This is a genomic window from Actinoallomurus acaciae, assembly GCF_042429965.1.
Lineage (GTDB): Bacteria > Actinomycetota > Actinomycetes > Streptosporangiales > Streptosporangiaceae > Actinoallomurus > Actinoallomurus acaciae.
Genome location: NZ_JBHLZP010000627.1, coordinates 3600 through 10958 on the forward strand (window position 1 = coordinate 3600; position 7359 = coordinate 10958).

5 protein-coding genes, 1 tRNA gene and 2 pseudogenes are annotated in these 7359 nt (G+C 69.9%); 6 read left to right on the forward strand and 2 right to left on the reverse strand.

From position 1 onward, the window contains the following. The 3 genes and pseudogenes from ACFFNX_RS43640 to ACFFNX_RS43650 form a co-directional block, all read left to right on the forward strand. Nucleotides 1-396, forward strand: a pseudogene (locus ACFFNX_RS43640) (hypothetical protein); the annotation flags it as partial. 193 nt (nt 397-589) lie between these two features. Further along, nucleotides 590-1552 (forward strand): questin oxidase family protein, encoded by a 963-nt coding sequence (locus ACFFNX_RS43645; RefSeq protein ID WP_378212134.1) that lies wholly within the window; start codon nt 590-592, stop codon nt 1550-1552. Nucleotides 1553-1808: 256 nt separating this feature from the next. Further along, nucleotides 1809-2678: a Sco1979 family transcriptional regulator gene (locus tag ACFFNX_RS43650; protein WP_378212135.1), complete on the forward strand. Its 870-nt coding sequence runs from the start codon at nt 1809-1811 to the stop codon at nt 2676-2678. 34 nt (nt 2679-2712) lie between these two features. Here the strand turns inward: ACFFNX_RS43650 and ACFFNX_RS43660 are convergent. Beyond that, nucleotides 2713-3611, reverse strand: a pseudogene (locus ACFFNX_RS43660) (Sco1979 family transcriptional regulator). A gap of 517 nt (nt 3612-4128) precedes the next feature. Here ACFFNX_RS43660 and ACFFNX_RS43665 point away from each other — a divergent pair. Further along, nucleotides 4129-4776, forward strand: coding sequence for a choice-of-anchor C family protein (locus ACFFNX_RS43665; RefSeq protein ID WP_378212137.1), 648 nt, complete (start codon nt 4129-4131; stop codon nt 4774-4776). Nucleotides 4777-5267: 491 nt separating this feature from the next. Here the strand turns inward: ACFFNX_RS43665 and ACFFNX_RS43670 are convergent. After that, nucleotides 5268-5341 (reverse strand) — tRNA-Ile (locus ACFFNX_RS43670). Between the two features lie 440 nt (nt 5342-5781). On the opposite strand from ACFFNX_RS43670, the gene ACFFNX_RS43675 reads away from it, so the two are divergent. Continuing rightward, complete coding sequence (locus ACFFNX_RS43675; protein WP_378212138.1) at nt 5782-6225, forward strand: ATP-binding protein; 444 nt, start codon at nt 5782-5784, stop codon at nt 6223-6225. 196 nt (nt 6226-6421) lie between these two features. Next, the coding region (locus ACFFNX_RS43680; protein ID WP_378212139.1) for an AAA family ATPase at nt 6422-7359 on the forward strand (938 nt) is incomplete at its 3' end.

Below are 7359 nucleotides of genomic sequence, written 5' to 3' on the forward strand. Positions count from 1 at the left end.
AACGACATCCGTCTCGTCGGCCTGACCAATGTCGTCTGCCAGGTCGGCATCGCCCAGGAGGCGGTGGCCGCCGCGCTGTCCGCGCCCGGCGCCGACGAGGACGTGGCGAGCGCCACCGCCGAACTGCGCCGCCGCTGCGAGACGACGCTCGCCGAGCTGGCGGGACAGCCGGTCATACGGCCGCACGGCGGCTGGTCGCTGCTCCTCGACACCCGGCCCCTGGGCCTGACCCCGGCCGAGCTGTCGCGGCGGCTGCTGACCCGCGCGAAGATCGCCGCGACGCCGATGGACGGCTGGGGCCCGAGCGGCGCTCACTACCTGCGGTTCGTCTTCGCCAACGAGCCGGTGAGCCGCCTCACCGGACTGGGTGACCGCTTCCGCGCTGCGCTCGCCTGACCGCCCCCGGCGAAAACACTCGTGGCCGCGCAATAGGCCACATTCACCGTTCCTTGTTGTTGGCGATTACCCCATCCACTTTTTCCGATTTGCGATTAATCACGCACAGTTGACAACTGTAGTCAAAATCAGTTAATAGATGAGATGCAAACTTAAGGCGGAACCTTCTCGAGTTCTTTCACGGAGGCGCGGGATGAGCGGCACGGTCTCCTACGGCGACACCGTGAACGACGCGCTCGACCGGCTGCGAGGCGTGGGATTCGAGTTCGGGCCCGGGTTCGTCAACCATGCTCCCATGGTCGCCGAGACCCTGGCCACCATCGGCTGCCGCGACACCGTCGCCACGTGGGTCGAGCGGAACAAACGGCTCCGCGCCTATCTCGCACCGCCGGAGGGCGGCGCTCCCCTGTCCGGCGACGACCCGTGCGAATGGCGGGCCGCGCTCGGCGACTTCCGGCGCGTGCTCGACTGGGTCGCCATGTTCGACGCCCGGCTCGCCCGCCGGCCCTGGCCCGAGGTCCTGCTCGAATGGTGGCCACGCCTGCTGCCCGGCATGTACGGCATGCTCACCCACGGCTTCATCCGCACCGCGCACGCCGTCCGCAGCCTCGAGGCCACCGAAGAACCCGGCCCGCTCCAGCTGCGCGAGCTCGCGCAGGGGCTGGGCTACTGGGCGGCGCGCCACACGCCGGTCCCGGCGGCCTCGGACCGGAGCCTCCTGCTCCTGCCGGCCGCGGGCGAGGACATCGGCCTGTCGCTCAGCGCACTGACCGTCACCACCGCCGGGCTGTACGCCGAGCGCGCGCCGCTCCCCTCCGTCCCGCTGGTGCACTCGGTGACCGCGCCGGCGGCCCTCCGGCTGTTCCTCCCGCTGCTCCCGGCCGACCTCCACCGGCCGGCGTACGACACGCTGCGGCAGGCCGCCGCGGCCATGTGGGACGCCTTCCCGAACGGCGGCGCCGGCGTCCCGGCGTCGGCCCCCGGCTACGAGCCTCCCTCGACCGAGCGCATCCTCGTCGACGCCGTCGACTTCGGCGACGAGCACACCATCAAGCTCGCCGAGGCGTGCAAGCGGGAGTACGCCCTGCTGCCCGACCCCCGCTACCGCGCCGCCGCCGATACGCTCCTGTACCGGATGAAGACCGGCGGATTCTGATTCTCCCCTGACATGAGAAACACTCCCGAGCCGAACAGCGTCCCGGCTCACCGCGCCCGGCCGCATCGTCTGGGGCGCGTGCCGACGGCCGTCCGCGGACGGGCCCCGCGCCGCCGACCGAGGGGCGATTCGCCCGGGTCCTCACCTCGTGGTGCAATCGGCGGCGCCGGGGCGAAATGGGTTTCCCGTCGGGGCTGTTCACCAGTGGTGATCAATGGCAGACTCTGCCCGCGTTGTGGTGATCGGAGGTGGAGTCTTGGCGGTCGCGGCCCATTCGGCGAACCGTCCCACCGTCCGCCGCCGGATCGTGGGCGCACAGCTGCGCCGGCTGCGTGAGTCCCGCGGACTCGGCCGGCGGCAGGCCGCCGACTCCATCGGAGTGGGCGAGTCGAGGCTGAGCCGCGTCGAGACGGGCCGTGCCGGTCTCGACGAGGAAGACGTCAGGCGACTGCTGGAGCTGTACGGCATCAGCCGGCAGGAGGAGCGTGACGCCCTGCTGACCCTGGTCCAGGAGGCGAACCGGCCCGGGTGGCTCCAGGCCTTCAGCGGCGCGATGCCCGCCTGGTTCCGGCCGTACGTGGACCTTGAAGAGGCCGCGCAGGTCATCCGCACGTACGAGGTGCAGTTCGTCCCCGGTCTGCTGCAGACGGCGGACTACGCGCGCGCCGTCATCTCCCAGGGCCGGGCGATGCCGTCGGCCGAGGAGACCGACCGCCGGGTCGAGCTGCGCCTGCGGCGCCAGCGCATCCTGACCGAGCCGAACCCCACGCGTCTGTGGGCCGTCATCGACGAGGCGGCCCTGTGGCGTCCGATCGGCGGCTCGGAGGTGGCGCGCGCCCAGCTGCGGGCGCTCCTGGACGCCGCGCAGCTGCAGCACATCACGGTGCAGGTCATGCCGTTCCGCGTCGGCGGGCACGCCGGTGAGGCCGGGGCGTTCAGCATCCTGCGCTTCCCCGAGCCCGAACTGCACGACATCGCGTACGTGGAGCAGCTCACCGGCGCGATGTACCTCGAACGCGACGACGACATGGACAGCTACGGCGCCGCGATGGAACGCCTGTGCGTGCAGAGCGCGTCGCCGCAGGAGTCGATGGACCTGATCAGCAAGATCATCCGAGAGATCTGAGGAACGCCGCCTCCGGAATCCGGCCTCGGGCCGGTCAGGTCTCCTTGAGGATGCGGTTGAGGGTGTCGCGGATCGCGGTGGCCGGCTCGGCGTCGATGCAGAGCCGCTCCATGACCGCGAGGTAGTGGTCGACGTCCTCGCGCTTGTCGAGGTAGAGGGCGCTGGTGAGCTGTTCGAGGTAGACCACGTCGGGAAGCGCTCGGCGAACCGCAGGATGCTGAACGGCCCGCCCGCCGCGGCGTGCCCACCCAGCTCGAAGGGGACGACCTGCAGGGTGATGTTCGGCGACTCGGTCATCTCCAGCAGACGTCTCAGCTGCTTGCGCATGACCTGCGCGCCGCCGAGCGGGCGCCGCAGCACGGCCTCGTCGACGACCGCCCACAGGTGCGGTGGCTCCTCGGCCTCCAGCAGCGGCCGCCGCATCCGCAGGCCGACGCGGCGCTCCACCTCGTGGCCCGGCGCGTCCGGGTGGCCCAGCAGCGTGACGGCACGCGCGTAGTCCTCGGTCTGCAACAGCCCGGGGACGAACTGGACCTCGTAGGCCCGGATGCGGGACGCCGCCTCCTCCAGGCCGATGTAGACCTCGAACCAGCCCGGAAGGATGTCGGAGTAGCTGTGCCACCAGCCGGGCTCGTTCGCCTGGTCGGCGAGCGCGAGCATCGCCTGGCGTTCTTCGGGGCCGGTCACCCCGTACAGCGTCAGCAGGTCGGAGACGTCACGGCGCCGGAACCGCACGCGGCCCAGCTCCATGCGACTGATCTTCGAGTGCGAGGCGCGGATCGCCTCTCCCGCCTCCTCGCATGTGATCTGCCGCTGTTCGCGCAACCGGCGCAGCTGGGAGCCCAGCACGATCCGCAACACGGTGGGACCACCACGGTGATGACCGAACATGTTGGTGACGGCCGCCTCGCCGTCGGGCTGGGACCCGATCATGTGCTTTCCCCTAAGGACACTGGAATCGGCCTAGTGTCCCACTCACCGTTACCGATGCAACCCCCAAGGTAGCGTCGTTGCGCCGGTCGCTTGTAGAACTTTCAACAACGGACGGACCCGTACGGCCGCACACCGGCGGCCCGGCAGATCCGGCTCCCGGCGGTCAGGGGACGAGCGCCGCACCTCACACGAGCATCGCGCCCGCAAGAAACCCCTATTCCGGCACTTTGCAGCCAGTTAACCAGCCAGTCCGAAATTTCCCACCCCTGGCCGAATCCGGTCATTGGAACGCACCACAACTCGGGATCAATGGCCACGCGTATGCGCGCTCGCATCCTGTCACCATCTCGTCGCGCGTGACATCTGAACTGCCATTTCGTCTTCTCCGGGATCGGCGTGGCTCCCGTCGATCACGGAGAGCTGTTGTTCAATTACAGCAGGTACTCGGCGGGATCGAGGGGGTGTTTTCGGACCCAATCACCCGCCCGAGAACAGATCGCAATCAAGGAGAAGGATCATGCCTCGTAGCCCGCAAGTCTCCCGTCTGATCAGGGCACTGCCGCCGGTCTGCGCCGCCGCACTGTCCATCGCCGCCGCCGCACCCGCCGCACAGGCCCGCACCGTGCCGGCACCGACGCCGGCCCTCGCCAACGGCGGTTTCGAGGCTCCGGCCATCCCGGCCAACGCCTTCATCCGGTACGGCACAGGAAGCACGATCGGCCCGTGGCGCGTCATCCAGGGCAACGTCGACCTGACGGGAGCCAACTTCTGGCAGGCTGCCGACGGCCGTCAGTCGCTGGACCTCGAAGGCAGCGAGTCCGGCACCATCGAACAGCGGCTCGCGACCCGCATCGGGGGCTGCTACACGGTCACCTTCGCACTCGCCGGAAACCCGGACGGCGGCCCGACGATCAAACGCGGCTTCGCCCGGGTGTCCCAGAACACGCTCGGCCACCCGACGGTCCAGAAGAACTTCATCTTCAACACGACGGGCAGGTCGCGGGGCAACATGGGATACGTCCCGCAGCGGTTCCGCTTCCGCGCCTTCGCCCCGAGCTCAACACTCATCTTCGCCAGCACGACGGGCGGCGGTTACGGCCCGGTGATCGACGCGGTGAACGTCGCACAGTCCAACCCCGCCGAATGCCGCCTAGTCCGCCCATAGCGGACCGACCAGCGACACAGGCCCTCGTTCACCCCATTCGGCGGACGAGGGCCTGCACCTTCCCCACCAACGAAAACGACCACGAGAACGAGTACGACGGCCACCGCGAGGCCGACCGAATGCGCGTTCGGTCGCGGCTATGCGCCTCGGGTCGCGGACGGAAGATGGTCGGCCGGTCGCGGACGCGTTGTCCGAGGTCGACGATCGGCCGCAGGTTCTCCCGGCCGGTCAGCAGCTCGTCCCGGTGGAGAGCCATTCCGTCGCCGCGATCGACCGAACGAGGGGGCAAGGGGCAAAGCCCCGAAAGCGGGGATTCCAGGGGCTCCCCCTGGACCGAAGCGACACCCCCGGCCCACAAGGACACAGGACGCCGACCCGCAGGGGGGCGTGGGGGCGAAGCCCCCACATCGGGGGTTCCAGGGGGTCGCCCCCCTGGGCCAGAATGAAAGCGACACCCAAAGCCCGCAAGGGCATACGTCGTCCAAGTCGCGTGGGGCGGGTGGGACTCGAACCCACGACCCAAGGATTATGAGTCCTCTGCTCTGACCGGCTGAGCTACCGCCCCGAACGCAGGTGTATCAAGCCCCCCTACCTTGCCCGCCCGGTCGCGCCCGGCGCAACTCGGACACACCGGCCCCGTCCACGGTGTGGCGAACGGCCGGACGTGGACGTTTTCCCCCGAAAGTCCCCGTGACGGCGGTCACACTCACCACCCCTCGCTCCTGTCCGCTTCGCCCCTCACCACCGCCACCACCAGTCATCTCAGGTGTCAGAGCTCCATCCGAGCATCAGAATGAGCGAGCAGATGCACGTGCATTTGGGTGTGCATTAGTTCTTGCATCCCTCTGGCCGACGGAGGAAGATAGCCGATCAAGCCACTCGGTCCCGCCCCGAGTTCGTCTGGAGGCCCGCCAGATGCCCGTGTACAGCACAGCGTGCAGTTCCGGCATGGACGGCCGCCCCGCAACGAGGCGCCCCCATCCGGTACCGCGCGAGAGAACTCATGTGCTGCCGCCGCTCTCGGTCTTCGAGCCAGGTTCGGACGCGGCCGACGGTGCGGTCTGCGCGCTGCGGCCGACGAGCACCTCGTCCCGCCAGGCACGTGAGTTCGCCACCACCACGCTGCGGTCGTGGGGGCTGGACGACCTCGTCGACGATGCCACCGTGATCATCTCCGAGCTCGTCACCAATGCCGTACGGCACGGCGTCCCCCCGTACGCCGCCGCGGCCGGAGACGCGCCGATCAAGCTCAGCCTCGTACGCCAGGGCGCGTTCGTCGTGATCATCGTGTCCGACCCGAGCGAGGAGGACCCCAAGCAGCGCCCGGCCGACGACGTCTGCGAGAACGGCCGCGGCCTGCACGTGATCGAGGCGCTCAGCCGCGCCTGGGGATGGACTCCGCTTCCCGGGATGGGCAAGGCGGTGTGGGCCGCGCTCTCGATCCGGTGACCCGGGCGAGAGCCCACGGTACGACCGCGTCCGCCAGGAGTGCCTCCGCCGCTGCCCGGAAACGGACTCTCTACGGAATCGGTCATAAATAGTCATGCTTTTGGCACAGGACGTGACCGTTCGGTCTCGGTAAACTGCCGCTGACCAACCCACGGACTTCGGTATGCCCGCGGTACCCGCCACCACAAGGATTCCTATGCATTGGCGTGCCAGCGGACCGACCGGTGCACCGTCGGCAGCGGGCCAACGAGCGAACCCCCCGCTGGTCGGGCGCCGCGAGGTCCTCGCCGAATTCGGCCGGCTCCTCGACACGATCGACGACAGGTCCGCGCTGGTCGGCCTGTCGGGCGAGCCGGGGGCGGGCAAGACACGGCTTCTCGCCGAGCTGGTCGCCGGCGCGCGAAGTCGCGGCATGGTCCCGCTGTCGGGACGCGCGGCCGAGTTCGAGCAGGAGATGCCCTTCGGCACGGTGATCGACGCGCTCGACGACCGCCTGGAGGAGAAGGGCCTGCCGGACGGCATCGACGAGGGGCCCGCCGCTCTTCTGGCCACGATCTTCCCGGCGCTGTCCGGGGAGAAGCCCGTCACGTCGGCGGGCGACACCGACCTGACGGGGCTGGCGCGCTACCGGCTCTATCGCGCGGTGCGGCAGTTGCTCAGCGAACTGGCCGCCGAGTCGGGCCTGGTGCTGATCCTCGACGACGTGCACTGGGCCGACGACAGCTCGGTGGAGCTGCTCGACCATCTTCTGCGGCACCCGCCGTACGGCCCGGTGCTGATCGCCGTCGCCTACCGCCCCGCGCAGGCGTCGGCGCGGCTGCGGGCGCTCAACGAGTCGCACGGCCACCAGATCACGGTGGGGCCGCTCAGCGAGGCCGAGGTCGCGGAGTTCCTCGGCCCCGGCACGAGCCCGGAGCTGCGGCAACGGCTGTACGAGGACAGCGGCGGCAACCCGTTCTACCTCGAGGCGCTCGCCCGCATGGAACAGGGTCCGCCCGACGCACGGCGCTCCGAGGCCGGCGGCGACGACCTGGACCAGCTGCCCGCGCCCGTACGCGCGGCGCTGCAGATCGAGCTGGGCGGCCTGTCGGACGACGCGCTCGTGCTGGCGCAGGCGGGCGCGGCGGATGTCGC

Coding starts and splice junctions, on each gene's coding strand:
- ACFFNX_RS43645 (WP_378212134.1), top strand. CDS start 590: ATGAGCGGCACGGTCTCCTACGGCGACACCGTGAACGACGCGCTCGAC.
- ACFFNX_RS43665 (WP_378212137.1), top strand. CDS start 4,129: ATGCCTCGTAGCCCGCAAGTCTCCCGTCTGATCAGGGCACTGCCGCCG.